Origin of the sequence: Klebsiella sp. WOUb02 (assembly GCF_050058015.1) — a bacterium.
In the GTDB taxonomy this organism is placed as follows: domain Bacteria; phylum Pseudomonadota; class Gammaproteobacteria; order Enterobacterales; family Enterobacteriaceae; genus Klebsiella.
Genome location: NZ_CP170110.1, coordinates 4,056,647 through 4,080,099, shown reverse-complemented (window position 1 = coordinate 4,080,099; position 23,453 = coordinate 4,056,647). Strand labels below are relative to the sequence as shown.

The 23,453-nt window shown below is 57.9% G+C and carries 32 protein-coding genes; 30 read left to right on the top strand and 2 right to left on the bottom strand.

Annotation, left to right across the window (positions count from 1 at the left end; translation table 11 throughout):
* The first annotated feature begins 15 nt into the window (after window positions 1-15).
* Window positions 16-717, top strand: a complete 702-nt coding sequence (locus tag ABOC21_RS26810; protein WP_426813891.1) for a hypothetical protein — start codon at window positions 16-18, stop codon at window positions 715-717.
* Between the two features lie 98 nt (window positions 718-815).
* Here the strand turns inward: ABOC21_RS26810 and ABOC21_RS26805 are convergent, their stop codons facing one another.
* Entirely contained in the window at window positions 816-1,586 is a 771-nt protein-coding gene (locus tag ABOC21_RS26805) for a DNA adenine methylase (RefSeq protein WP_426813890.1), read from the bottom strand.
* 273 nt (window positions 1,587-1,859) lie between these two features.
* On the opposite strand from ABOC21_RS26805, the gene ABOC21_RS26800 reads away from it, so the two are divergent.
* The 4 genes from ABOC21_RS26800 to ABOC21_RS26785 are packed head-to-tail and all read left to right on the top strand — an operon-like array spanning window position 1,860 to window position 3,057.
* Window positions 1,860-2,240, top strand: coding sequence for a putative holin (locus tag ABOC21_RS26800; RefSeq protein WP_426813889.1), 381 nt, complete (start codon window positions 1,860-1,862; stop codon window positions 2,238-2,240).
* Between the two features lie 2 nt (window positions 2,241-2,242).
* The gene (locus tag ABOC21_RS26795) at window positions 2,243-2,521 is read left to right on the top strand and encodes a transglycosylase SLT domain-containing protein (RefSeq protein WP_426813888.1); all 279 of its coding nucleotides are present in this window, start codon (window positions 2,243-2,245) and stop codon (window positions 2,519-2,521) included.
* Window positions 2,522-2,573: 52 nt separating this feature from the next.
* Window positions 2,574-2,876 carry a hypothetical protein gene (locus ABOC21_RS26790; protein ID WP_426813887.1) on the top strand — a complete coding sequence of 101 codons (303 nt, stop codon included), beginning with the start codon at window positions 2,574-2,576 and terminating at the stop codon, window positions 2,874-2,876.
* Window positions 2,863-3,057 (top strand): hypothetical protein, encoded by a 195-nt coding sequence (locus ABOC21_RS26785; protein ID WP_426813886.1) that lies wholly within the window; start codon window positions 2,863-2,865, stop codon window positions 3,055-3,057. The genes ABOC21_RS26790 and ABOC21_RS26785 overlap by 14 nt, the downstream gene beginning before the upstream one ends.
* A 13-nt stretch (window positions 3,058-3,070) precedes the next feature.
* Here the strand turns inward: ABOC21_RS26785 and ABOC21_RS26780 are convergent, their stop codons facing one another.
* On the bottom strand, window positions 3,071-3,304 hold the full coding sequence (locus tag ABOC21_RS26780) for a hypothetical protein (RefSeq protein WP_426815601.1): 234 nt from the start codon (window positions 3,302-3,304) through the stop codon (window positions 3,071-3,073).
* Between ABOC21_RS26780 and ABOC21_RS26775 the strand changes: the two genes are divergently transcribed.
* The 25 genes from ABOC21_RS26775 (at window position 3,213) to ABOC21_RS26655 (ending at window position 23,452) form a co-directional block, all read left to right on the top strand.
* A complete protein-coding gene (locus ABOC21_RS26775) occupies window positions 3,213-3,416 on the top strand; it encodes a hypothetical protein (protein ID WP_426815589.1) in 204 nt (67 codons plus the stop codon). The genes ABOC21_RS26780 and ABOC21_RS26775 overlap by 92 nt on opposite strands.
* Window positions 3,403-3,549, top strand: coding sequence for a hypothetical protein (locus ABOC21_RS26770; protein ID WP_426813885.1), 147 nt, complete (start codon window positions 3,403-3,405; stop codon window positions 3,547-3,549). Before ABOC21_RS26775 ends, ABOC21_RS26770 begins: the two co-directional genes overlap by 14 nt.
* On the top strand, window positions 3,524-3,706 hold the full coding sequence (locus ABOC21_RS26765) for a DUF2730 domain-containing protein (protein ID WP_426813884.1): 183 nt from the start codon (window positions 3,524-3,526) through the stop codon (window positions 3,704-3,706). The genes ABOC21_RS26770 and ABOC21_RS26765 overlap by 26 nt, the downstream gene beginning before the upstream one ends.
* A gap of 10 nt (window positions 3,707-3,716) precedes the next feature.
* On the top strand, window positions 3,717-4,013 hold the full coding sequence (locus ABOC21_RS26760; protein WP_426813883.1) for a VpaChn25_0724 family phage protein: 297 nt from the start codon (window positions 3,717-3,719) through the stop codon (window positions 4,011-4,013).
* 1 nt (window position 4,014) lies between these two features.
* Entirely contained in the window at window positions 4,015-4,563 is a 549-nt protein-coding gene (locus tag ABOC21_RS26755) for a phage protein Gp27 family protein (RefSeq protein ID WP_426813882.1), read from the top strand.
* Complete coding sequence (locus tag ABOC21_RS26750; RefSeq protein ID WP_426813881.1) at window positions 4,563-6,245, top strand: hypothetical protein; 1,683 nt, start codon at window positions 4,563-4,565, stop codon at window positions 6,243-6,245. Before ABOC21_RS26755 ends, ABOC21_RS26750 begins: the two co-directional genes overlap by 1 nt.
* 23 nt (window positions 6,246-6,268) lie before the next feature.
* Entirely contained in the window at window positions 6,269-7,759 is a 1,491-nt protein-coding gene (locus ABOC21_RS26745; RefSeq protein ID WP_426813880.1) for a DUF935 domain-containing protein, read from the top strand.
* Window positions 7,749-8,966, top strand: a complete 1,218-nt coding sequence (locus ABOC21_RS26740; RefSeq protein ID WP_426813879.1) for a PBECR2 nuclease fold domain-containing protein — start codon at window positions 7,749-7,751, stop codon at window positions 8,964-8,966. The genes ABOC21_RS26745 and ABOC21_RS26740 overlap by 11 nt, the downstream gene beginning before the upstream one ends.
* A 2-nt stretch (window positions 8,967-8,968) precedes the next feature.
* Complete coding sequence (locus ABOC21_RS26735; protein ID WP_426813878.1) at window positions 8,969-9,529, top strand: phage virion morphogenesis protein; 561 nt, start codon at window positions 8,969-8,971, stop codon at window positions 9,527-9,529.
* Window positions 9,530-9,767: 238 nt separating this feature from the next.
* Window positions 9,768-10,892, top strand: a complete 1,125-nt coding sequence (locus tag ABOC21_RS26730; RefSeq protein ID WP_047684717.1) for a hypothetical protein — start codon at window positions 9,768-9,770, stop codon at window positions 10,890-10,892.
* Window positions 10,889-11,269, top strand: a complete 381-nt coding sequence (locus ABOC21_RS26725) for a hypothetical protein (protein WP_426813877.1) — start codon at window positions 10,889-10,891, stop codon at window positions 11,267-11,269. The genes ABOC21_RS26730 and ABOC21_RS26725 overlap by 4 nt, the downstream gene beginning before the upstream one ends.
* A 59-nt stretch (window positions 11,270-11,328) precedes the next feature.
* Complete coding sequence (locus ABOC21_RS26720; RefSeq protein ID WP_426813876.1) at window positions 11,329-12,258, top strand: phage capsid protein; 930 nt, start codon at window positions 11,329-11,331, stop codon at window positions 12,256-12,258.
* A gap of 13 nt (window positions 12,259-12,271) precedes the next feature.
* Window positions 12,272-12,796 (top strand): gp436 family protein, encoded by a 525-nt coding sequence (locus ABOC21_RS26715; RefSeq protein WP_426813875.1) that lies wholly within the window; start codon window positions 12,272-12,274, stop codon window positions 12,794-12,796.
* The gene (locus ABOC21_RS26710) at window positions 12,793-13,239 is read left to right on the top strand and encodes a phage tail terminator protein (RefSeq protein WP_426813874.1); all 447 of its coding nucleotides are present in this window, start codon (window positions 12,793-12,795) and stop codon (window positions 13,237-13,239) included. The genes ABOC21_RS26715 and ABOC21_RS26710 overlap by 4 nt, the downstream gene beginning before the upstream one ends.
* A complete protein-coding gene (locus tag ABOC21_RS26705) occupies window positions 13,227-13,430 on the top strand; it encodes a DUF7210 family protein (protein ID WP_426813873.1) in 204 nt (67 codons plus the stop codon). The genes ABOC21_RS26710 and ABOC21_RS26705 overlap by 13 nt, the downstream gene beginning before the upstream one ends.
* Window positions 13,417-14,169 carry a hypothetical protein gene (locus ABOC21_RS26700; RefSeq protein WP_426813872.1) on the top strand — a complete coding sequence of 251 codons (753 nt, stop codon included), beginning with the start codon at window positions 13,417-13,419 and terminating at the stop codon, window positions 14,167-14,169. The genes ABOC21_RS26705 and ABOC21_RS26700 overlap by 14 nt, the downstream gene beginning before the upstream one ends.
* Entirely contained in the window at window positions 14,166-14,648 is a 483-nt protein-coding gene (locus tag ABOC21_RS26695) for a DUF6631 family protein (protein ID WP_426813871.1), read from the top strand. Before ABOC21_RS26700 ends, ABOC21_RS26695 begins: the two co-directional genes overlap by 4 nt.
* 160 nt (window positions 14,649-14,808) lie before the next feature.
* On the top strand, window positions 14,809-15,279 hold the full coding sequence (locus tag ABOC21_RS26690; protein WP_426813870.1) for a hypothetical protein: 471 nt from the start codon (window positions 14,809-14,811) through the stop codon (window positions 15,277-15,279).
* A complete protein-coding gene (locus tag ABOC21_RS26685; protein ID WP_426813869.1) occupies window positions 15,227-18,310 on the top strand; it encodes a phage tail length tape measure family protein in 3,084 nt (1,027 codons plus the stop codon). The genes ABOC21_RS26690 and ABOC21_RS26685 overlap by 53 nt, the downstream gene beginning before the upstream one ends.
* Window positions 18,307-18,657, top strand: coding sequence for a hypothetical protein (locus tag ABOC21_RS26680; RefSeq protein WP_426813868.1), 351 nt, complete (start codon window positions 18,307-18,309; stop codon window positions 18,655-18,657). The genes ABOC21_RS26685 and ABOC21_RS26680 overlap by 4 nt, the downstream gene beginning before the upstream one ends.
* Window positions 18,641-19,492, top strand: a complete 852-nt coding sequence (locus ABOC21_RS26675) for a hypothetical protein (protein WP_426813867.1) — start codon at window positions 18,641-18,643, stop codon at window positions 19,490-19,492. Before ABOC21_RS26680 ends, ABOC21_RS26675 begins: the two co-directional genes overlap by 17 nt.
* A complete protein-coding gene (locus ABOC21_RS26670) occupies window positions 19,479-20,294 on the top strand; it encodes a phage BR0599 family protein (protein WP_426813866.1) in 816 nt (271 codons plus the stop codon). Before ABOC21_RS26675 ends, ABOC21_RS26670 begins: the two co-directional genes overlap by 14 nt.
* Before the next feature lie 11 nt (window positions 20,295-20,305).
* Window positions 20,306-20,539 (top strand): hypothetical protein, encoded by a 234-nt coding sequence (locus ABOC21_RS26665; protein ID WP_426813865.1) that lies wholly within the window; start codon window positions 20,306-20,308, stop codon window positions 20,537-20,539.
* Window positions 20,540-20,548: 9 nt separating this feature from the next.
* Window positions 20,549-20,752, top strand: coding sequence for a hypothetical protein (locus ABOC21_RS26660; RefSeq protein WP_426813864.1), 204 nt, complete (start codon window positions 20,549-20,551; stop codon window positions 20,750-20,752).
* On the top strand, window positions 20,753-23,452 hold the full coding sequence (locus tag ABOC21_RS26655; protein ID WP_426813863.1) for a phage tail protein: 2,700 nt from the start codon (window positions 20,753-20,755) through the stop codon (window positions 23,450-23,452).
* The last annotated feature ends 1 nt before the right edge of the window (window position 23,453 follow it).

Below are 23,453 nucleotides of genomic sequence, written 5' to 3'. Positions count from 1 at the left end.
TTAAGGACATGGATCATGGATAACGTTCGAATCCAGTATGTTTTTTTTATGGGGAATAGATGTTTTCTCCTTCTTTTAATTTTTGTTTCGACCTTGATTCTCTTCGGTTGTGACAATGCTCAAAAAGCCGGAACTAATTACGTGGCGCAACAAATGCGAGACCCAGACTCGGCAAAGTTTCGTGACGTTCAGGCAGTTACTGATTCTGCTGATCCTTATGTTGAAAATATCTGTGGTTTCGTGAGTGGCAAGAACCTCTTTGGCGCTTACACTGGTGAAAAACGGTTTGTTGTCAAGGTGTTCACTGGGCCTCAAAAATCAACTTTTACTCCTTTGAGTTTCATTGTTGAAGGTGACGACGACAAATCTCGTCGTGCAACAAAAGATTCGAACAAAACAAGTCACCCGCAGACGATTTTTGAAGAACAATACTGGAACAAACTCTGTATCACCAATGAGCGTAAACCCACATATTCTGGTGTTAACTGGAAGACTCCCTTTGAACTTTGCAAAGATAAGATACTCTCCTCACTAGACATTAAAGGTGCTGTACCAGTGGTTGAGGCTGAATCCGTTGGTCGTGATTCAATTCTTGAGTGGTATGGTGATAATGAGTTCTTTGTACCGACATCAACACCACATGAGATGGATTTGCACAGTGTTCGTTGTGTTGTGAATAATGATTCTGGGGAGATAAGCGAGTTTCATATATTTTAACCTGTTTCAGGTTGCCAATGGTGCAGCTGTTTCGGTTATGAGACCGCCTGAAATTCATAGGCCACCACTTCTGTATGGTGGCCTTTTAGTAATACTAATCAGAAATTGCAGATAACCAGTTCTCGCTTGAGTTCAGCCTTACCTGTTGTCTGCAGGTTGTAGCGGATATCGACAGTCTGAATCCGTAACCCGGCAAAGGTTTCCCTCATTTCCTCAATATCGTTCACAGAAATAACCATTTTCCCGCTGATGGTTCGTGCCAGTTCTGCCATGCGCACGTATTCCTCCAGCCCAAAATCAACGCCATACCCCTCAGTTTTCAGGTACGGCGGATCACAGTAAAAAAGCGTATGGGGTCGATCGTACCGTTTAATGCAGGTAGCCCAGTCCAGATGCTCTATCGTGGTACTGGATAGCCGCAGGTGAGCCAGTGAAAGTTCTTCTTCGATGCGCAGCAGATTAAGGCGTGGTGCACTGGTCGTTGTCGTACCAAAGGTATGATTGGCCACCTTGCCACCAAAAGCCTGTTTCTGCAGGTAGAAAAAACGAGCGGCCCGTTGAATATCGGTCAGTGTTTCTTCCGGGGTATCCTTCATCCAGCGGTATATCTGGCGACTGACCAGCGCCCACCTAAACTGCCGGACAAACTCATCGAGGTGATGTTTGATCACCCGGTAGAGATTGATCAGCTCGCCGTGAATGTCATTGATGACTTCGACTTTGCTGGGTTCTTTCATGAAATACAGTGCAGCTGCACCGCAGAACGGTTCCACGTAGCAGGTGTGTGACGGAAATAACGGAAGAATGTGTTTGGCCAGGCGACGTTTGCCACCCATCCACGGAAGTACTGGCAAAAACTGAGATTTCATATTCTGTAAGCCTTTTTCATTAAATGAAAATGCAGTAGGCTGAATCTGTCTCGCGAGACGGACTGAGCCATGATGTGACTCACAGGTACGTGCTGTGTGTTACTGGCCAGCTGGATGTTCGCGCATCCTGCTGGCCGCTCTTTCTTTGCCTTATCATCCTGACCCCAGTACACCCGCAAATATTCTGTCCGGGGGCAAATTACTCCTCACCCCGCTATACCGCACACTAACTCCTGATTTATTCAGCCTTTTGGCCTTCTTCAGGAGAACCTCATGTCACTATTTCACAAGGTCCGCCATCAGCGGCTCCGCAACTGGATCATCCTCGCCGTTGCGCTGCTGGCCGCTATCGCTGTCATTTCGCCAGAACAGCTCGGCGTCACGCTGTACAAGCTGTCTCTGGTTTCTATCGCAGCCATTCTCGGCTACCACCTTGATCGGGCTCTGTTCCCTTATGCCAGCCCGGGTGGGTACCTGGCTAACGACTGGAAAAAGCAAAACACCAGGCAAATTAGCAAGTTCAGTGGTGTTGAGTATTTCAGCGGCCCTGAACATCCTGTCGCAAAAGGCTATGAGCTGATTTTCGCTGTAGTGCTGATTCGCCGGGCGCTAATTGTCGCGGCGATCTGCCTCGGCGTGACGATGGGGCTCTGACCATGACCCGGCTCGCGCTGTCCGTCATCCTGCTTTGTCTGCTGAGCGGTTGTCATCCGGCTCTTGCGGCCAGCATTCCGGTTGAGGCCCGACAATACCAGCGCGAGCTGACCCGCAATGCCCGCGTCGTCTGGGGGCTCAATGCCCCTGTTTCCACCTTCGCCGCTCAAATCCACCAGGAATCACAGTGGAACACCCGGGCCCTTTCACCGGTCGGGGCGCAGGGGCTGGCGCAGTTTATGCCCGCCACAGCCAGTCTGGATTGCCGGTATTTACCCTGAGCAACTGAAATCCAATCAGCCTTACAACCCGTCGTGGTCCATGCGGGCACTGGTGCAGTACAACTGGTGGCACTGGCAGCGGATCGCCGGTACCGCCAGTGATTGTGACCGCATGGTATTCGTGCTGTCGGCCTACAACGGTGGGCTCGGTTGGGTTCAGAAAGACCGAAGGCTGGCCACCAGTCGCGGGTTGGATGCCAGCCGTTACTGGAATCACGTCGAGCAGGTGAATGCGGGCCGTAGCGCTGCCAACTTTCGCGAGAACCGGGGCTATCCCCTGAAAATCATCTATACCTGGCAACCGCTGTATCTGGCGTCTGGCTGGGGGCCGGGAGAGTGTAATGACGCTGAATAAATGGTTCCTCCTGGGCGGGCTTATCGGCCTGGCGGTTGCGGTCTGGTATATCCGGGATGATGCCTACAGTGAGGGCCTCGCTGCCGCTCGTCTGGAGTGCTCCAGAGGGCAGACTCAACAGGCCGCTGATGCGCTTAATCAGTTCATCGCCGGGGCAAAGCAGACTGACCGCACAGGCTAATCAGGCCAGCGCGTTACTGGCACAACAAATAAACGCCCGCCAGCAGGCGGATGAAAAATCCACGGAGGCCATTCGTGAGGCTCTCAAAAAGAACGCTGCCAGTCGTGCTGGTTGCAGGTTTGATGCTGACGTCATGCAGGAACTCGCCGGAGCCCGTGAGAGAGCAGCAACAGCCGCTTCCTCGGGTCTTGCCCGCGAGGATGACCGTACCATGCCCTCGTCCGGTGTTTCCGGCAAGTAGCAGCATGGACGATCTCGCGGTAGCTCAGAAGCAGTTATATGACCAGTACGGCCTTTGCGCCGGTCAACTGGTTGAAGTGATCAAATGTGCCCAGGAGGGTAGCTGTGGGAATAAATGAACTGAGATTTGACTGGGCATTTCTGCAATGGGTGGTGATGGCTGTGGTCGGTATTTATACCTGGCTGATTGGCCGCCAGTCTGCCAGTCAAAAAGAGTCTGCTGGAGTTGCGCACCCGGATAACCACCGTTGAGGCGCAGATTAAATCGGTGCCAACACAGTCGCAGATCACCGAACTCATCGCAAAACTGAGCCGCACTGAAGCCCAGATGACCGGAATGCAGGAACAGATGGCGGCGACCTATCGTCGCACTGAGAATATCGAAACCTATCTGCTGCAGAAGAAATAACGGAGGACCCATGAATTTTGCCAGTTTTTTGCGTGAGGATCAGCGTCTCGTCATGCTGCGGTTTTTGTCTGAAATGCCGAGCTACAGCTCCAACAGTTCCGTCATTTACCAGGCACTGACCCGCTATGGCCACGCCCCCAGCCGCGATCAGATTAAATCAGAGCTGCGCTGGCTTGAAGAGCAGGGTCTGGTGACGGTTGATGATATCGAGACGGTGCTGGTTGCCCGCCTGACCGAACGCGGCGCTGATGTGGCTGCGGGTCGGGCGATTGTGCCTGGTGTGAAGCGTCCCGGCGCGGGAGGCTGATATGGGGAGAAAGTCCACGATTCACCGTCTGGAGCCTGACGTCCGCGCCCATATCGAGCGCCGTCTGCGGGAAGACCGTATGACGCTGGATGAGCTGCTGACCGACATTCACGAGCACTTCCCGGGCGAGGATGCACCCAGCCGCAGTGCGCTGGGTCGTTATAAGCAGACGTTTGGCGAAATGGTCAGTCGCATGCGTGAGCAGGACCAGATGGCCCGCCTGCTGGTGAGTGAGCTGGGTGAGAATCCCGACGAACGCGCCGGTGCCCTGATGGTTCAGGCCGTCACCACGCTCACCACCCATGCCGCCTTTACCGCCCAACAGGAAGAAGATCCGGATATTGATACGGTGCGCCACCTTGCCAGGGCAGCAAAAGACGTCCTGCAGTCCCGTAAGGCCAGTCTCGATGAGCGCCGCGAGATTGAGCGTGCCGCCCGTGAACGGCTGCTGCGCGAGCAGGAAGAAAATCTGAAAGAGACTGCCAGAGCGCAGGGGTTAAGCGAAGACCAGGTGCAGTTCTGGCGTGAGCGCGTGCTGGGGATCAAGTGATGAAACCATTAGCGTCCACCATCCGTACCGTTGAATGGGACGAGCTTCCGGCGCGGGCCCGGGAAATCCCGTTCGGCTTCAACCCGTTCGCCGACGGCGTGCTGATGGCCCACCAGGTGGAATGTCTCAAATATGACGTTTCTATTCTGGCTATCCCGAAGGGCCGTCGTACCGGCATCACCTTTGCCTGGGGGCTGAACTCGACCCTGATAGCCGGGGCGCAGAAAGCCGCTGGCGGCGACAACGTCTATTACATCGGTGATACCAAAGAGAAAGGTCTGGAGTTCATCGGCTACGTGGCCAAATTCGCCCGGGTCATCGCAGCGCAGCAGGCGCAGGACGTCTCAGCGATTGAAGAGTTTCTCTTCGAAGACCAGGACGAACAGGGCAACACCCGGATGATTGCGGCCTATCGCGTCCGGTTCGCCAGCGGGTTTCAGGTGGCAGCACTCTCTTCCCGACCAGCCAACATCCGTGGTCTGCAGGGCGTGGTGGTTATCGACGAGGCGGCATTCCATCAGGATGTTCAGGGCGTACTTGATGCGGCAACAGCGCTACTTATCTGGGGTGGGCGTATTGTCATCATCAGTTCCCATAACGGTAAGAACAATCCCTTCTGTCAGTTCTGTAACGATATTGAGGCGGGCCGCTATGGCGATGACGCCGCCGTATTTACCGTGACCTTTGATGATGCTGTCGCCAATGGCCTGTTTGAACGGGTCTGCGCCATGAAAGGCGAAGCGGCAACCGTCGAGGGGAAAAAGACCTGGTATAACCGCATCCGTAACGCCTATGGCCCGCGTAAAGCGGCGATGCGTGAGGAGCTTGACGCTATCCCGCGTGACGGTAACGGTATCTGTATTCCCGGTGTCTGGATCGAGCGGGCCATGCCGGAGGAACGGCCAGTCATACGTCTCGCGCTTGATGATGACTTTATCCATATGACCGAGGCAGAGCGAGCGGCATGGGGTAATGACTGGATTGACAGGGAGTTGCGACCGGTGATGGCAGAGACCCTGAATCCGGAGCTGCGTCACGTGTTTGGTATGGACTTCGCCCGCCACCGTCACTTTTCCTCCATCGTACCGATGGCCATCATGCAGAACCTGTGTCGCGACGTTCCGTTCCTGCTGGAGCTGAACAATGTGCCCTCAGCGCTGCAGCAGCAGATTTTGTTCTGGATCATCGAGCATCTCCCCCGCCAGTCAGGCGGTGCGATGGATGCCACCGGGCCGGGTATGGTACTGGCCGAGTATACCGCCGACCGCTATGGTCGCCCGCGCATCGCTGAAATTACCCTGAACCGTAAGTGGTACGGCTTCTGGATGCCAAAATTTACCGGTCTGTTTGAGGACAGCATGATCATCCTGCCGCGCGATGAGAACACGGCACAGGACCTGCGAACGGTAGAAAACATCGACGGAGTACCAATGGTCGCCAGTCTGGAGAAAAAAGACCTGAAAGACCCGGAACTGGTGCGTCACGGTGATACCGCGATTGCCGGTTGTCTGGCGAACTATGCAGCCCTGAACCTGGCCACTGAGATTGCGTTTGAATCGACCGGTGAGCGCGACATTTTCCGCGTGCTGTCAGGCTTCGGCGACAGCAGCCGCGCCGGTGAACTCACTGACACCGGGTTCGGTACCGTACGTGGCATTAATGACTTTGGAGGATTCCTGTGAGTCGCAAAAAACAAAAAAGACAAATGCCATCAAAGCCCTCATCCACACCGCGTCCTGAACTGGGGCGCGAGTTTGCCTCGACCGGTGACGGGCGCGATATCACCCGCCCGTGGATCGGTGCGCTGGCATTATCCGATGACAGCGTTCTGCAGCATCGCGGCGCACCTGACCTGAAGATTTATCGCGAGGTACTGAGTGACGATGAGGTCAAGTCGGCCTTCAGCCAGCGGCAGGATGCGCTGATATCCCGTGAGATTAAAGTCGAGGCCGGTGGCGAACGTCCGATCGATATCGAGGCGGCGGACGCCATGCGCCAGCAGATAGAATCTCTGGGCTTCGACCGTATTACACGGCTGATGCACTTTGGCGTGTTTTACGGTTATGCCGTTTCAGAGCTGATTTATGGTGTCCGGGATAATTTACTGTGGATTGACGACATTAAGGTCCGCGATCGTCGCCGCTTCCGGTTCAGTCCGAAAGGCGAATTGCGCCTGCTGACTCCACAGAACATGATGGCCGGTGAGCCCTGCGAGGGACCATATTTCTGGTCGTTTTCAACCGGCGCAGACCACGATGATGAACCCTACGGTCTGGGACTGGCGCACTGGCTGTACTGGCCGACGTTCTTCAAGCGTAACGATATCAAGTTCTGGCTGATTTTCCTGGACAAATTCGGGATGCCGACCGTGGCCGGGAAACATCCCGAAGGGGCCACGCAGGAGCAGAAACGTAACCTGCTGGCACTGACCCGGGCCATCTCGACCGACAGCGGTGTCATTATGCCCGAAGGGATGAGCGTCGAACTGATGGCTGCAGCCCGCTCCGGTGCCGCCGACTACCAGGCAATGTATAACGCGATGAATGAGGCCATTCGCCGCGTGACGGTCGGTCAGATCTCCAGTTCAGGTGGCGCGGCGAAAGGTATTGGCGGTAACGAATCCCTGCAGGATAAGGTGCTGGACTCTATCGTCAAGGCGGATGCCGACGTGATCTGCGAGTCCTGGAACCGGGGGCCGGGTAAATGGTTTACCGAGTTTAACTTTCCCGATGCAGCAGTGCCGGTGGTGTCCCGCGTCTTTGAAGAAGCGGAAGACCTGAAAGACCGGGCCGAACGTGACAAAACCATCAGTGAGACCACCGGCTATCGTCCGACGCTGGCCTCCGTTAAGGAGACCTACGGCGGTGAATGGGAGCCGAAGCCTGAGCCGGTATCATCTGTTCCCCGGGCGCCAGCGCCGTCATCATTTGCGGAGCATGACCTGGACCATAATGATACCGCCACGATGATGGCCGGTCGCCTAAATACCGAATTGCGCCCGGTCATGGACGGCTGGATCAATCAGATAAAAGCGCTGATCGATTCTGCTGAGACCGCCGACGAGCTGCGTGACGGCCTTACGGCGCTGATACCCGATATGTCTCTTGATGACTATGCCCGTATTCTGGGCGACGCCATGTCGGCTGCTGCCCTGGCAGGACGTAACGATCTGCTGGAGGAAATGAATGGCCGGTAATGTCAGCTATGGTTCGCTGCCGTTCAGCGAGCAGATCGAATTCTTCCGTCGTAAGTTCAACACGAAGACCGACGCCTGGACAGATGTGTATGGTTCCGCGCATGACAGTGAGTTTATGGTTGCCGGGGCAAACCGCGATGATCTGCTGGCAGACCTGCGTACCGCAGTCGAGAAAAGTCTTGACGGTGGTACGCTGGAAACCTTCCGCAAGGACTTCGCGGCCATCGTTGCCCGCTATGGCTGGAGCTATAACGGCGGCTTTGAGTGGCGATCGCGAGTCATTTACGAGACCAACCTGCGCAGTTCTTACATGGCCGGGCGCTACCAGCAGCTCATGGCCATGCGGGATACACACCCCTACTGGGAGTACGTCCACAGTGATGTGGTCGAACACCCGCGTCAGGACCATCTGGGCTGGAACGGCATGGTACTGCGGGCGGATGACCCGTGGTGGATTTACCATTTCCCGGTGAATGCCTGGGGCTGTCAGTGCAGTGTGATTGCCCGCACCGAAGACGACCTGCGACGCATGGGCAAAGACGGCCCGGATACTGCGCCACCGATTAAATTCATTGCCCGCGTGATTGGCCAGCGCAGCCCGGGTGGCCCGAGGACCGTTATTGTGCCGGAAGGGATTGATCCGGGTTTTGAGCATACTCCGGGCCGCAGCCGCGTATTTAGCGAGGTGCCGCCTCCCCGGAGCCAGAACCCGGTCAGCGACGGGCCGTTCACGCCGGTAGCAGAACCCTCGGCCACACCAGCTCCGCTGCCATCGCCGCGTCCGGCACCGGTGACTGAAGCCGAGACCGACCCGGTGGATGCGTTCCTGCAGCTGTTCGGCGCGACCGCTGACCGTGATGCGGCGTTCCGCGACCCGACAGGCCAGCGCCTGGCTATCGGCCACGACATGTTCGCGTCACCGGAGGGGCAGGGTCAGATCCCCCTGACGCTGGCACAGGCACTGCAACTGGCAGAGACCATCCGCAACCCTGATGAAATCTGGGCGCAGATTGTCTGGCTGCCGGAAGAACAGCAGTCGCTGGTCCGGCGCTATTACCTGACACGCCTGCAGCAGGAAGGTGAAGCGGACCCGCTGTCGGTGGTGTTCGCCACGGGCCGCGATGGCTGGGCCGGAAATATTTCAACTGACGATACGCTGCTGCAGTCGCTACGCCAGGGTATCCGGCTGTGGTCGCGGGAGGACTGACGATGTCGGGTGTGACGCTGACGTTCAATGCTCAGGATGCCCTGAGCAAGCTGTGGGATGCCCGGGAGGATATGATGCGCCCGGAACCGCTGCTTCGGTCGATGGGCGAACGCCTGCTTGAATTTCACCAGAAACGATTCCAGGAGCAAAAGTCGCCTGACGGCATCGAATGGGCTGCGCTTAAGCCCCGGTACCAGCGGCGCAAACGGAAAAATGCGGACAAGATCCTTACCCGGGACGGTTATCTGCGTAACACCCTGCGCTGGCAGGTGAATGCCGATGAGTTGCTGTTCGGTACGGACCGGGTCTACGGTGCCATTCATCAGTTTGGCGGGACCATCGAAATCGCCGCCCGCAGTCAGCAGGCATATTACCGCCAGAAAAAGAGCGGCAGGATTACCAACGAGTTCGTTCGTAAGGACAAATCGAACTTTGCACAGTGGCATACCATTCCTGCCTACAAAATTAAGATTAAGGCCCGTCCGTGGCTGGGGGTGTCAAAGTCCGAGGGGGAAACCCTTATCGATATGGCGAAAAACTACCTGCGGGGGGCGTTTAACTGATGTCGCCGTCAGAGGCCCTGTAACGCGTTCTGGTGGTCGCCTGGCTACGATGACGCAATCCACGCTGGCGACCCGTATTATAATACGTTTTAATACGGTTTCCGGCCCTGTTCCTCCCTCGCGCTGGCCCTCCGTTTTATCTTCCGTTCCGTTTTTATCTGTCCGTGGGCAGATTACCCCCTGAACACGTTTCGTCATGATGTCGCCATAACCCCTGACAACCAGAATGACGACAGCCATGACGACGAGCACAGCTAAAGCGACACTTGCGGTTTTTGCCCCCGGTACCCACACCGCGATGGATGGCCGGACCATCACGTTCACCCCTGAAGACTGCATTGATCTGGCCAACAGCTACGACCCTTCAGTATCGGAGGCCCCCTTTGTCATCGGGCACCCGAGCCTGACCGCTCCGGCATATGGCTGGGCGGAACGTCTCGAGTACCGTGACGGCATCGTCTATGCCGCGCCGCGTCAGGTGAATCCGGCCTTTGCGGAAGCTTTCAACGCGGGCAGCTACAAAAAACGCTCCCTCTCTATTTATCAGCCTGACAGCCCCGGCAACCCGAAACCCGGTCATTTCTATGCCCGCCATGTGGGTTTTCTGGGGGCCGTCCCTCCTGGCGTCAAAGGGCTCCCTGATGCGCAGTTCGCAGAGGCCAGCGGCGATAACGGCCCGCTGGAGTTCGCGTTGCCGTGGGAAGCCGACAATCTGGCCAGCCTGTTTCAGTCGATTCGCGACTGGGTGATTCAGGAAACAACTATCGAGCAGGCCGATTCCATCATTCCTCAGTGGCGTATTCAGTCGATTCTGGACTCGGCCACCGATGAACGTAAGTCAATCTCACCACTGGCATATGCCGAGGAGACCAATGTGGACCCGAACAAAAAGACCCCCAGTACGGCGACGGATTTCGCCGAGCGTGAAGCCGCGCTGGCAGCACGTGAAGCCAAACTGGCTGCAGACGAGGAAGTTGCCCGTACCCGACAACTGGAGGAAAAACGCACTGCCACCGTGGCGTTTGCCGATGGTCTGGTTAAGGGCGGTAGCATTCTTCCGCGCCAGAAAACAGCCATTGTCGAAGTGCTGATGAACCTGTCCCAGGAGCCGCTCTCTTTCTCTGAAGGGGAGACGACTATCAGTCAGTCGCCGGAGGCACTACTACGCGAGATCCTCAGCACTAAACCTGCCGTCGTGAATTTCAGCGAAAAAACCGGCACGGCTGATGATCCTGTCGATTTTGCCGATGCTTCCGCGCTGGCCACTGCCGCACAGAACTATCAGGCAGAGCAGGCTAAACAGGGGCGCACCATCTCCATGACGGACGCCGTTAACCACGTCAAAAAAGGAGCCCAGCAATGAATATTCCGGGTCTGATCACCTGCCATAAGGCAGAAGTGGCACTGGCTGCGCGTCGTATGGTCACGCATGGCACGGTGCCGGACGAAATCACTCTGGCCGTCGATGGCAGCAAGCTGATTATCGGTGTCACCACCCTCGTTGCTGCCAGCGTCGGGGAACCCGCCGATGTGGTTCGCAGCCAGCTGACCCCGGTTATCTATGGTGGTGATGTTGTCGCCGGTGCCCCGCTGACGGCTGATGCTGACGGTCGTGCAATTCTGGCCACAGCGGGTCAGTTCTATCTCGGTTTTGCGGAGTATGACGGTGCTGAAGACGATCTCGGTTCTGTCTGGATTGCACCGGGTCAACTGGCCGCTGCTGCAGCCGGTGGCGGTTGACAGCAGCACCTTGGGTAACAAACAGAATTTTTCATCTTATTTTTCCGGAGTAATTCAGAATGGCCAAAGCACCCTTTCCGATTGACCCCCACCTGACGGCGATTGCCATCGGGTATCGTAACCTCTCCCTGATTGCCGACAGCGTGTTACCGCGCGTGCCGGTTGGGAAAGCAGAATTTAAATGGTGGAAGTTCGATCTCGGGCAGGGCTTCACCGTACCGACCACCACCGTCGGACGGACATCACAACCCAATCAGATTGAGTTTGATGCGGAGGATGAGACCTCCTCGACCAACGATTACGCCCTCGATGCACCGGTTCCTCAGTCTGATATCGACAATGCCCCGCCCAATTACGATCCGCTGGGCCGTGCGACCGAGCGCGTGTCCGATATCATCATGCTCGACCGCGAAGTTCGCACCAGTAAAGAGGTGTTTAACGCGGCCAGTTACCCTGTGGGTAATAAAGAAAACCTGGCTGCAGCTGACCAGTGGGACAACGACGCGAGCAAGCCGATTAAGAAAATTGTCACTGCGCTCGACAAGATGATCATGCGCCCGAACGTGGCAGTACTGGGACGCTCTACGGCAACAGCCCTGCGTCAGAACCCGTCGGTTGTGAAAGCCTATAACGGCACACTGGGTGAAGATGGCCTGGTACCGCTGGACTTCCTTCGCGGCCTGCTGGAACTCGACGAAATCGTCGTCGGTTCGGCGTTCGTCAATATCGCCCGACCAGGTCAGAAGCCGGTGCTGGTGCGTGCCTGGGCCAATCATGCCGCCTTTATCTACCGCAATCTGCTGGCCGATACCCAGGGGGGCGTGACCTTCGGCTTTACCGCGCAGTTTGGGTCCCGTGTGTCCGGCTCTATTCCTGATCCGGACATGGGGATGCGCGGTGGCCAGCGTGTCCGTGTCGGTGAGTCCGTGCGCGAGCTGATTGTGGCTCAGGACTGTGGCTACTTCTTCCAGAATGCCGTATCGGCATAAGCGGAGGCGAGTGATGGCCGTGACCTGGTATATCTCCCTTGCTGAACTGGCTGACCGCCCGGGAGCAGTCGAACTGTCTCAGGTGACTCAGCTTCCGGGCAAGCCTCCGGCCCAACCGGAGCTGCTGGATGCGGTGTTGCGTGGGGAAGAGACCACGTCATGGCCTCCTGCTGAAGTGGCTGTGGCCCTTGAGGTGGTGGAGCGCATTGGCGGTGCGGTGGAAGAAGCTCAGAACCTGATTGACGGTTATCTCCGCCAGCGTGGTTATACCCTGCCGCTGGTGAAGGTCCACTCGATCCTGAGCAGTTGGGGGCGCTCCGTTGTGCGCTACAAGCTGCATCAGCATCGTATTTCTGATGAACGGACAGACCCGATTGTCCGTGATTACCGCGATGCGATGAAGCTGATGGAGCAGTTGGCCAACGGCAAATTCAGCCTCGGCGCAACCGATACGCAGAAACCCGCTGGCGGTCCTCCGATGGTGGATGGCCCCGGTCGCACGTTCAGCATGGATTCACTGAGGGACTTCGGAAAATGAGCAGCGAACCGTTTTCCATCAGCCTGATCGTCGAGCGCCTGCAGCCACTGACGCCGTCCCCGCTGAGCTTCCTCGGTACCATCGTCGAATACAGCCAGGTGACGGAGTTATCCGGTTTTGCGGTCCCCGGGGCGTATGTGCTGATGGGACCTGAGCGCGGTGTCCCGGGGAACGGGAGCCGGGCGCAGGTTGCCGAGGCGGTCTTCGGTGTGGCCGTTGCCGTGCGCAACTATGGTCAGGGTGCCGACGGTCTGACCCATGAAATCAGCCCGCTGATAGGCCAGATACGCGACCAACTGATTGGCTGGGTACCCGGCAAGCTCTCCACCACCGGTATCCAGTGGCTCAAGGGGGACATTCTGGACTATGACGGCGGCACACTGCTCTGGATGGATACCTTCCAGGTCAATCATGTTATCGGAGGCAGACGATGCCCGACGTAAAACTCCAGCAATCGCATACCCATAAGGGTAAGCGCTTTGCAGCCGGTGAAACCATCACCGTGACCGAAGCCGAAGAAGTCTGGCTCCGGGACCATCAACTTATCGGGGTTGCCACTCCGGTCGTCAGCGACACTCAGGGCAACCGTGGCAAAAGCAAACAACAGGAGCCGGAAGACAATGGCACAGCTTGAAACCTACTACTACGGCCAGGGGAAAGTGTTTCTGGCCCGTCGTCTGGCTAACGGGAAGCCTGGCGCATTCCGCTGGGTTGGCGATGTGTCGGCCTTATCGCTAGCGCTGACGGTTGAGCGTCTTAACCACAAAGAGAGTTATTCCGGACGCCGGGGCACGGTGCGCAGCTTTGTCACCAACCAGGACGGCACGCTGACGTCAACGTGGCACGATCTGGCCTCGGAGAATCTGGCCGTGGTGCTGTACGGTGAGCAGGTTGTGATCCCCGCAGGCACCATCACCGGCGAACTTCTTCCGGCAGGTATTGTGGCGGGTGAACGCTACATTCTGGACCATCAGCGCGTCAGTGACGTGGTTATCGGTACCCTGGTGGCAGGGACCGACTACGAAGTGGATTACACCTACGGGGCGATCACCTTCCTGACCGCTCAGGCAACGGCACCGTCTGTGAATTATGAGTATGCAGGTTCGGTCAACACCACTCTGTTCACGCAGCAGCCGGAAGATTTTTACCTGCGTTTCGAGGGGATCAACCTTGCCGAAGGCGGTGCGGCGAAGATTCTGGAGCTTTACAAAATCTCCTTCTCCCCGGCCTCTGCTCTGGCGCTGATTCAGGGCGACACCTCACTGGCCGGGCTGGAGACCACCTCCACTGTGCTGTACGACAATGCCCGCCCGGACGACCCGACCATCGGTCGATTTGGCCGCGTCATTGATGTTGCGGAGCCTGTCGCATGAGCAAGCAGAAAACCGCCGACACCGAAGACGAGCTGAGCGTGCTGATCTCGACCCGCAATATCACCATTGCGGGTCGGGGACTGGTCATCCGCGAATACAACCTGATGGATATGCTGCAGCTGGGTGACAAACTGGATGCGCTCACCCACAGCCTGGCGGAGGTTATGCAGACACCGTGGCCACCGCTGGAAGAGATCGAGGCAGTGCTGCGAAAGCACGCCGGTGATATCCCTGAACTCATCGCCTGTTCTGTGGATCAGCCCGTTCAGTGGGTGGCGCTACTGCCCGCCGGTGAGGGACAGAGCCTGATTGACTGGTGGTGGACCCAGAACCGCCGTTTTTTTATGAACGCTGTCGTCCGGCTGGAAACCATCAGGGCAACACGGGCGAAATTGTCGGCTTCGGCAGCATCTTCGCAACCCTCATCCGGGCCGGACACGACCCGGGCAGGCTCGGAACCTACACCCTCCGCCAGCTGACGCTGTATTACAGCGAAGCGCTACGGCAGCACCGGCAGGCGTGCATTGACCGGGTATTTGACGTCAATGCCGCATTTGCCGGTGGCAATACCGCCACTCAGCGGGTGAATGCCCTGAAATCCTGATCGGGGCTTTTTCTTCCTTTATACACAGGTGCGTCATGGCCGATAACTCCACCCTCAATTTAATGCTGAAAATCCGCGCCGACCTTGCGGATGCCAGCCGTGCCCTGCAGGGACTGGCCGGAGATGTGGAAGACGTTGGCTCTGCAGCAACAACCAGCTCACAGAAACTCGATACCGCCGCGCGGGCACAGGATAGCGTTGCCGAATCAGCACGTGGACAGGCTCAGGCGGAACAGAGTGCAGCCGCCGCTGCTTCACAGACCGGCGATGCCGTCCAGCAGGCGGCGACAGATTATGCCGGTTATCAGGCGGCGATCGCCCGCACCCGTGCGGAGATGGGGTCTCTCCAGAGCGGTATGGACGGCACCACCGCAGATATCGATGCCCAGCGTGCCGCGCTGACTGCTCTTGTCAATCGCATCGATCCGGTTGTCGCCGCCTACGGTCGGCTTGATGAGATGCAGGAACAGACTGAATGCGTTCCGGGGCGCGGGGCTGGTCGGTGATGACGACTTTGAGCAGTACTCCTCGCGCCTGAATGAACTGCGCCTTCAGGTGGAAAAATCCGCCTGGGCCGCGACCGATGCTGGCCGCAAAGAGGCGGCTGCAGCCCGGGAAGCCGCACAGGCTGAAGCGCAGGCTGCGGCCACCAAAGAACAGTTCATCAACCGGCTGCGCGAGCAGGCTGAGACTCTGAACCTGACCACCGCCGAGCTGCTGCAGTATAAAGCGGCTCAGTTAGGTATTTCGGCGGAAGCCGCGCCCTTTATCCAGAAGATTACCGACCAGAACGCCGCCATGAGCAAAGGTGGTATCAGCGCCGGTCAGTATGCGCAGGCGATGCGCTATCTGCCGATGCAGATTACCGACGTCGTCACCTCGCTGGCCAGCGGGATGCCGGTCTGGCTCGTGGCCATTCAGCAAGGCGGACAAATCAAGGACAGTTTCGGCGGCATCGGTAACACGTTCAAAGCGCTGACTACGCTTATTACCCCCGCACGCATTGCAATGGGTGGTCTGGTTGGTATTGTTGCGGCGGCAGGGATTGCTGCCGTTTCGGCGATGAATGACCAGGATGAATTTAACCGCTCGATCCAGAAAACCGGCAACTATGCCGGTGTGACCTCCGGCGAACTGGAGCAGATGGCCCAACAGGGTGGCCAGTTGCGCGGTAATTACAGCCAGGTCCGCGATATCCTGAACGGGCTGGTCAGTAGCGGCAGGTTTACCGGCGAAACGCTGACCTCCGTCGCTCAGGCCGCGACCCTCATGGCTGAACTTAGCGGCCAGTCAGCAGATGAAGTTGTTTCCAGCTTTCTCAAGATGAACGATGGTGTCACGTCATGGGCGGCCAATACCACCCAGCAATATCATTTTCTGGATCTGGAGACCTACCAGCGTATTCAGAGTCTGGAGGACCAGGGGCGAAAAGAGGAAGCCATTGAAGTTGCCTCTCAGGCGTTTAAGAAGGCCAGCGAAGAACGTCTTCGCACAATGGAGCAACAGCTCAACCGGGCGGCGAGAGCATGGAATAATGTAAAAATTGCGGCCACTGGCGCATGGGAATCGTTTAAAGATAAGGCAGGTGGTGCGCTTGGTTTGGATGCTCCGGCTGACGAGCTGACAAATAAAATTAAGGAATTAGAAGCCAAAATTGCAGCTGCAGGTAGTGATACTGAGGTTGCCATGCAGCCTCGTGAATACCAGGAGTCAGTGAAGCAATATAAAGCGGATCTGGCTGCACTGAAGGAAAAGCAACAGGCTGAAGAAAAAGCCATAGCTGCCGAAGCAAAACGCAAACAAACCGATGCCGAGAGCATTGCTGCCGCCGAGAAACTCCAGAAACTCTGGAAAGGCAACCGCTCCGAGCTTGAAAAAGAAGCTGACGCGGTAGAAGAAACCCGTAAGAACTATGAAACATTGTGGAAGAGCGCCAGCGGTCGGGACATGCTTCAGTCCCGTGGCGTCACCTCTACCGACGGTAAAAACTTTTCCGGTGGTCAGTGGGACACCGATACCAAAGCGCTGGATAAATCCGGTCAGAAGGCGGACCAGTACAACAAACAGCTGCAGCAGACCCTGAACCAGAAAAAAGCCATCACCGAACTGGATCGCGTCGAGGCTGAAATCCGCAATGGTTCGCTCTCTAACGCGACCAAAGCCCAGCAGGACGAAGCCCGGGCGCTGGCCAAAAAAATTGATGCGGCCAACGCGGCCAATAAGGCGACAAAAGAAGGACAGTCGCTGGCCAAACAGCAGGAAACCTCCAATAAAAACTTCGTCAAACAGCTTGAGGATCAGGCATCAAAACGCACTCAGGGTGCTGCCGCTACCCGCGCCCAGGAGATTGCGACCCGCAACCTGACCGCCGAGCAGCGCCGTCAGGCTGAAGCGGCAAACGCTGCCATCACTGCCCAGGAGTTTAAGGGCCAGAACCTCCAGCTGCAGCTGGAGTACATGCGCGATACCGGCGACACCGCTGGCGCATCGATGCTCGAGCTGCAGAACCGTGTATCTGACCTGCGCCGCGAGTTTGAAGCCAGCGGCAACACCGAAGGGCTGAACTGGCTCGACAAGCTGCTGCCGGTCGCGGAAACCAAAATCCGCGTCGATGACCTTAAAAAGCAGCTGGACGATCTGTTCACGTACCAGTCCCAGCAGGAAACCAGCATTCAGGCGCAGGTTCAGGGTGGTCTGCTTAATGAGATTCAGGGGCGGCAGCGCCTCGTCGATCTCCACCAGGAGGTTGGCGACAAAATCAAGGGCTACCTCCCGCAACTGAAAGAGATGGCCACCGCCCCCGGTGAAGCCGGTGACAAAATCCGGGAGATGATCCGCCAGCTCGAAGAAGAACTCGGCAAGCTGAATCAGGCCGGGAATGAGCTGACCCAATCATTCCGTGACGGCCTGCAGAGCGGTATCGAGAGTTCCCTGATGGGACTGGCCAAAGGCACCATGAACCTGCGCGATGCGGTGAAAAACCTCGCCCTCACAATTATTAACAGCATGGCGCAGCTGGCGGCACAGCAGCTGGCCCAGATGGCCACCTCCAGCCTGATTGGCAGCAGTGGCGCTGCGGGTGGCCTGATTGGTAGTCTTTTTGCCGCCGATGGTGGTCAGGTACGTGGCCCGGGTAGCACCACCTCTGATTCTATTCCGGCGATGCTCTCCGACCAGGAGTTTGTGACCCGCGCCGCTGTGGTTCAGCAGCCGGGTGCGCTGGACTTCCTGCACGCGTTCAACCGCCACGGTATGGACGCAGTTAAGGGCTGGTTGCCCCGCGTTCGTCATGCCACAGGTGGTCTGGCGGGCATCCCCGCACAGAATATGCCGCTCCCGGCTACGGTCCCCGAGACCGCGATGGCCACGCCCGCCGCTGCATCACAACAACCTGTCAGTCTGCAGCAGCAACTGGTATTCAATGCCGGAGAAGCATACACCGCAGGGGCTCAGACGCTGGCTGGCCAGCGCCAGTTCACCACGTCGCTCAAGGCGCAGGTCCCGACCCTGAAACAATGGCTGGGACTGAATAAATGACGACGTTATTTCCCTGGCTGGCTGACCCCGACTGGTCCCGTGGCGTGACTGAGACGCTGGAGTGGAAGACCGATGTGCTGCAGTCGCCCACCGGCGCTGAGCAGCGGATTTCCCGTCGTCTCTCGCCGCGCCGGACGTTCGAGTTCACGGCGATGTTGTATGACACTGCCCGCCAGCGCTTCGAACATATGCTCTGGCAGGGCTGCGCGGGCACCTGGACCATGCCCGTTTATCCGGATGTTTATGCGCTGCCGGCAGCGGTGTCCAGTGGCGCGACGGAGTCTCTCCGTTCCGACCGCCGGGCGGGACTTTTCTGTTGGTGGAACAGTGTTGCTGAAAACCAATGAGTCCCCTGATGCAACCAGCCGGATGGCGACCATCGCCGGTATGACCGGGGATGTCCTGCAACTGGCCTCCCCTCTGACCGACAGCTGGCCTGCTGGCTCGCTGGTGTATCCGGTGCGTCCGGCAGTGCTGACAGAGCCGCCGTCGCTCTCCCGTCTCACTGATACGGCGGCGACCGCGCAGGTGCGCTTCCGCATCGCAGAGCACAATGCCTTCAGCGATGCGCCGGTGCTCACGCAGTACCGTGGCCATCCGGTGCTGGAGTCCGAAACCGACTGGGGCGAATCGGTCAGCGGCAGCTATCAGCCTCTGATCCGTGAACTGGACAACAGCAGCGGTATTCCGTACCGGCTGGACACCGCCGGTCGACCGTTCTGGCGGCAGACGCACAGCTGGTTCACCGTCAACCGCCAGGCTCAGACTTCCCTGCGCCAGCTTCTGTGGTACCTCCGGGGGCGTCAGCGCCCGATATGGGTGCCCGGGCAGACGCTGGACTTTTTCCCGACGTCCGGCATCAGCGGCAATTATGTTGATGTTGTTGAGGCGGGCTTTACCGAACTGGGCATTCGCCCGGGCCGCCGCGATATCTGCATACTGCTGGCAGATGGCACCCGGCATTACCGCCGCATCACCGCTGTCAGTCTGGTCAGCGGTGTGGAACGTCTTGTGCTCGATGGCGACGCCATCACTGTGGGCCAGAACCAGATCGTTGACATTTCCCTGATGACCCTGGCCCGTCAGGACGCCGACAGCGTGTCCTGGGAGCATGCGACCGACGCCGACGGCGTGGCCCGGGTCGCCACCACCTTTACCGGAGTACGTGATGAGCTGGAGTGAGTTTGAATATTCCGTGGCCGATGGCCAGCCGCTGACGCTGTATGAGTTCCGGCTGGGCGACAGCCTGTTCTGGCGTTACAGCAACGCCGACAAAGATATTGATTTTGCCGGTCAGGTCTGGGAGGCACAGGCCATCAGCAACAGCGGCCTCAGTTCCGGCAGCGGTGACGGGATGGATATCACCGTTCCGGCCAGTAATCCGGTGGCGCTGCTGTTTCGTGCCACACCGCCATCGCGCACCGTCAGGGTACGGGTGATGCGCTGGCACGCGACGGATACCTCCGGCGAGTTTCGTGTCGTCTGGATCGGGGAAATCAGCAGCGTCAAACGCGAGCAGATTGAATCCTGCAAGCTGATCACCATCAGCCTGGCCAGCACGTTTACACGGGTCGGACTCCGTCTCACCTGGGGGCGTCAGTGCCCGTATGCGCTGTATGACCATAACTGCCGTGTTGATCCGCTCCGGTTTGCGGTCAGCGGCGTGGCGGTCACCGCCCTCGATGGCTCCTCCATTACCGCGAACCTGCCAGCTGGCCTTGCCAGCGACTGGTTCTCGGGCGGTTACGTTGAGTTTGACCGCAACGGCTATACCGAGCGGCGCGGCCTGCGTGCTCAGGACGGTAATACGCTGCATCTGTTTGGCGGCACAACCGGCCTGCAGGTCGGGCAGTCCGTCACGCTGTACCCGGGCTGCGACCGCACGATTGCCACCTGCAACAGCAAATTCTCAAACTATCTGAACTACGGTGGCCAGCCGCATATGCCCGGTAAGTCGCCATACACAATCATCAAACTGTTTTAGAGGAGTACGCCATGTGGTGGGCTGTAGCTAGATTCGTGGCGGTTCTGATTGCATCGTATGTGATCAATACCGCATTAGCGCCAAAACAAAAAAACTCCACGCCGGAAGCAGCAACGGAGGATGACTGGAATATGCCCATGCCCGATGAGGGCACCCCGCAGTGCGTCTTCTTTGGTGACTGCTGGACGGCTGACTGGTTCGTGCTGGGTTACGGCAATTACCGCTATCAGGCCATCAAAAAATAAGGGGGCACCATGCTGATCACAATGGAACATATTCGCGCCGGTGGCGGTTGTGCATGGGGGCTACGGACCTTTTTTGCCCGTCACCATCTTGACCTGCAAGCCTTTCTTCGTGATGGCGGAATTGATTCGCAGACTCTGCTGGCGACCGGCGATGCGCTGGCAATCCAGATTGTCAAACTGGCACAACAGACTCAGAAAGAAGCGGGAGCATAAATGGGCGGTAAAGGTTCCAAAAAAGTCACCGTTGGCTATCGCTATTCCTGGGATGTGCAGGCGGGGCTGGGGCGCGGTCCGGTTAATGAAATTGTGTCGATCATGGCCGATAAAAAGACGGTCTTCGCCGGTACCCCGGGGCAGATTTCAGCCAGCACATCAGTCTATATCGACAAACCCGGCCTGTTCGGCGGAGACGATACCGGCGGTGAAGGAGGCATACAGGGGCAGCTCGATATCATGATGGGCGAACCGGATCAGGTGCCACCGGCATCGCTCCTGAAGTTGCTGACGGGACTGGTGCCGGGGTTTCGCGGTGTGGTGACCACCTTCTTCAGCGGCCTGGTCAGCAGCTACAGCGCCAGCCCCAAACCGTGGTTATACCGCGTTCGCCGCACCACGAAAGGCTGGGACGGTGATGTCTGGTACCCGGAGAAAGCCACCATCATGCTTGAGAATACCGAGGGCCAGCTGGATGACGAAAGCGATCTGCTGCCGGACCAGATTGCCAATCTGCGGGCCATTCATGCCATGAACCCGGCGCACATTCTGGTGGAATGTGCCACCAATCGCGACTGGGGGCGTCAGCTGACGCTCGCAGATGACCTGAACCTCGACAGTTATCGTGCCGCTGCCGACACGCTGTTTGATGAAGGTTTTGGTCTGTGCTTCCGCTATAACCGTCAGGATGGTCTGGACACCTTTGTTCAGCAGATCCTCGACCATGTGGGCGCAGTGCAGTATGCCGACCTCGAAACCGGCAAGCTGACCCTGAAGCTGCTGCGCGGGGATTACAGTGTCGATGACCTGCCGGTTTTCACCTACGACAACGGCATTATCGCCGTTCAGGATGACGACAGCGCCAGTACCACATCGAATCCGAATGAGGTTGTCGTGACCTGGAATGACCCCGTCACGAATTCCGATGGCGAGGTCCGTGCGCAGAACCTCGGGGCGATACAAAATACCGGACTCAACAGCAGCTCCGTCGAGTACAAAGCGATCCCCACGCACTCCCTCGCCGAACGCGTTGCCCAGCGCGACCTGGAAACCGCGCAGTCTGAACTGACCCGTCTGGTCATCCAGTTCGACCGGCGTGGCGGTATTCTGCGTCCGGGGGATGTTTTCCGCGTTCAGTTGCCCGACCGCAATATCGACAATATGGTTCTCCGGGTGGGTAAAATTGAGGAAGGTGATACCGGCGTCCTGACGTTGACCGTCGTTCAGGACGTTTTCGGTCTGCCGTCCACGTCGTACAGCTCTGGCCAGCAGGGCAGCAGCTGGACACCGCCAGATAAAACCGCCAGGCCTGTCAGCGTTCAGCGCCTCATCGAGCTGCCCTACGCCGTGCTGGCCGGGACGCTCAGCGAGGCGGAGCTGAACTACCTTAAGCCCGAATCCGGTTATCCGGGCATCATGGCCGTGGCCCCGACAACACTCAGCATCAACTATCAGATCCAGACCCGCGCTGCAGGCGGTGATTTTGCTGATCGGGGAACAGGTGACTGGACCCCGTCGGGGTTACTGGCAACTGAGGTCGGCCCACTTGATACGGTTCTCCATGTGAATATGACCCGCTTCCCGTCTGTCGGCGACGGGCTGCTACTCAATGATGAGATGATCCGGGTCGATGCCGTTGACGAGTCAGTCGGGACACTGAATGTTGGCAGGGGCTGTTTCGACACACTGCCAGCAGGTCATGATGAATCAGACGTTATCTGGTTGTGGGGGGATGCGCTTGAGTCTGACGGTATTGAATATCTGGCGGGGGAAACCGTGGAAGCGCGTCTGCTGACCCGCACCAGTTCAGAGACACTGGCGGCGTCTGCCGCACCGGTAAGTGCGCTGGTGATAGTTCAGAGGCAGAACCGTCCCTATCTGCCGGGAAATATCCGCGTCAATGGTTCGCCGTACCCGTCACTGGTCATTGCTGCCACCGACTACACCCTGACATTCGCTCACCGGGACCGCCTGTTGCAGGCCGACCGCCTGATTGACTGCACGGAAGGTAGCATCGGACCAGAGCCCGGCGTGGAATATGTGGCGAAGCTGATTAACCAGGATACCGCTGAAGAGGTCTGGTCGCTCACCTCCAGTGATGCCAGCATTCCGCTCCCATACGTCACCGGGGGAAGTGGCGCGGCAGAACATGCCCTGACACTGCAGAGCATCCGTGACGGGATCACCTCGTTGTACACCTTCCGGACCCTGTTGCCTGCGGGTCAGTACAAAGCCTTCCCGATCACCGTCACACTGTCGCTGACCATTCTTGATGGCGGCGACTGGGCTGGTACCACGCCTGAAGATACGGATACCGGCGCAGTCCCTGAGCTGTACGCCATTTCTGATGCTGCCGGGATGACCAACTGGTATCCGCCTGACCTGCTGGCCAGCGGGCTTTCCATTCCTGCGGATGATATCGAATATCCAGCCGGGACATGGCCGCCGTCGCCGTGGTCGTTTGGTCCGCATCAGATTTTGTCCATTGTGCAGTGGACGGAGAGCGGTGTGCCGTGGACCGTTCTAACCCTGTCGGGGGATGCGTCTCTCTTTGCCATCGACTCCACAACAGATTCTACTGCCGTTATTCCCTGGAATGCCGGTGTTTATCATGCTGAGACAGATATGACGTTGTTCAAGACGGATGAGCCGGTTCTGAACGAGGGCATAATCTCTCTCTCGCTGACCCAGAGAGGTTAAC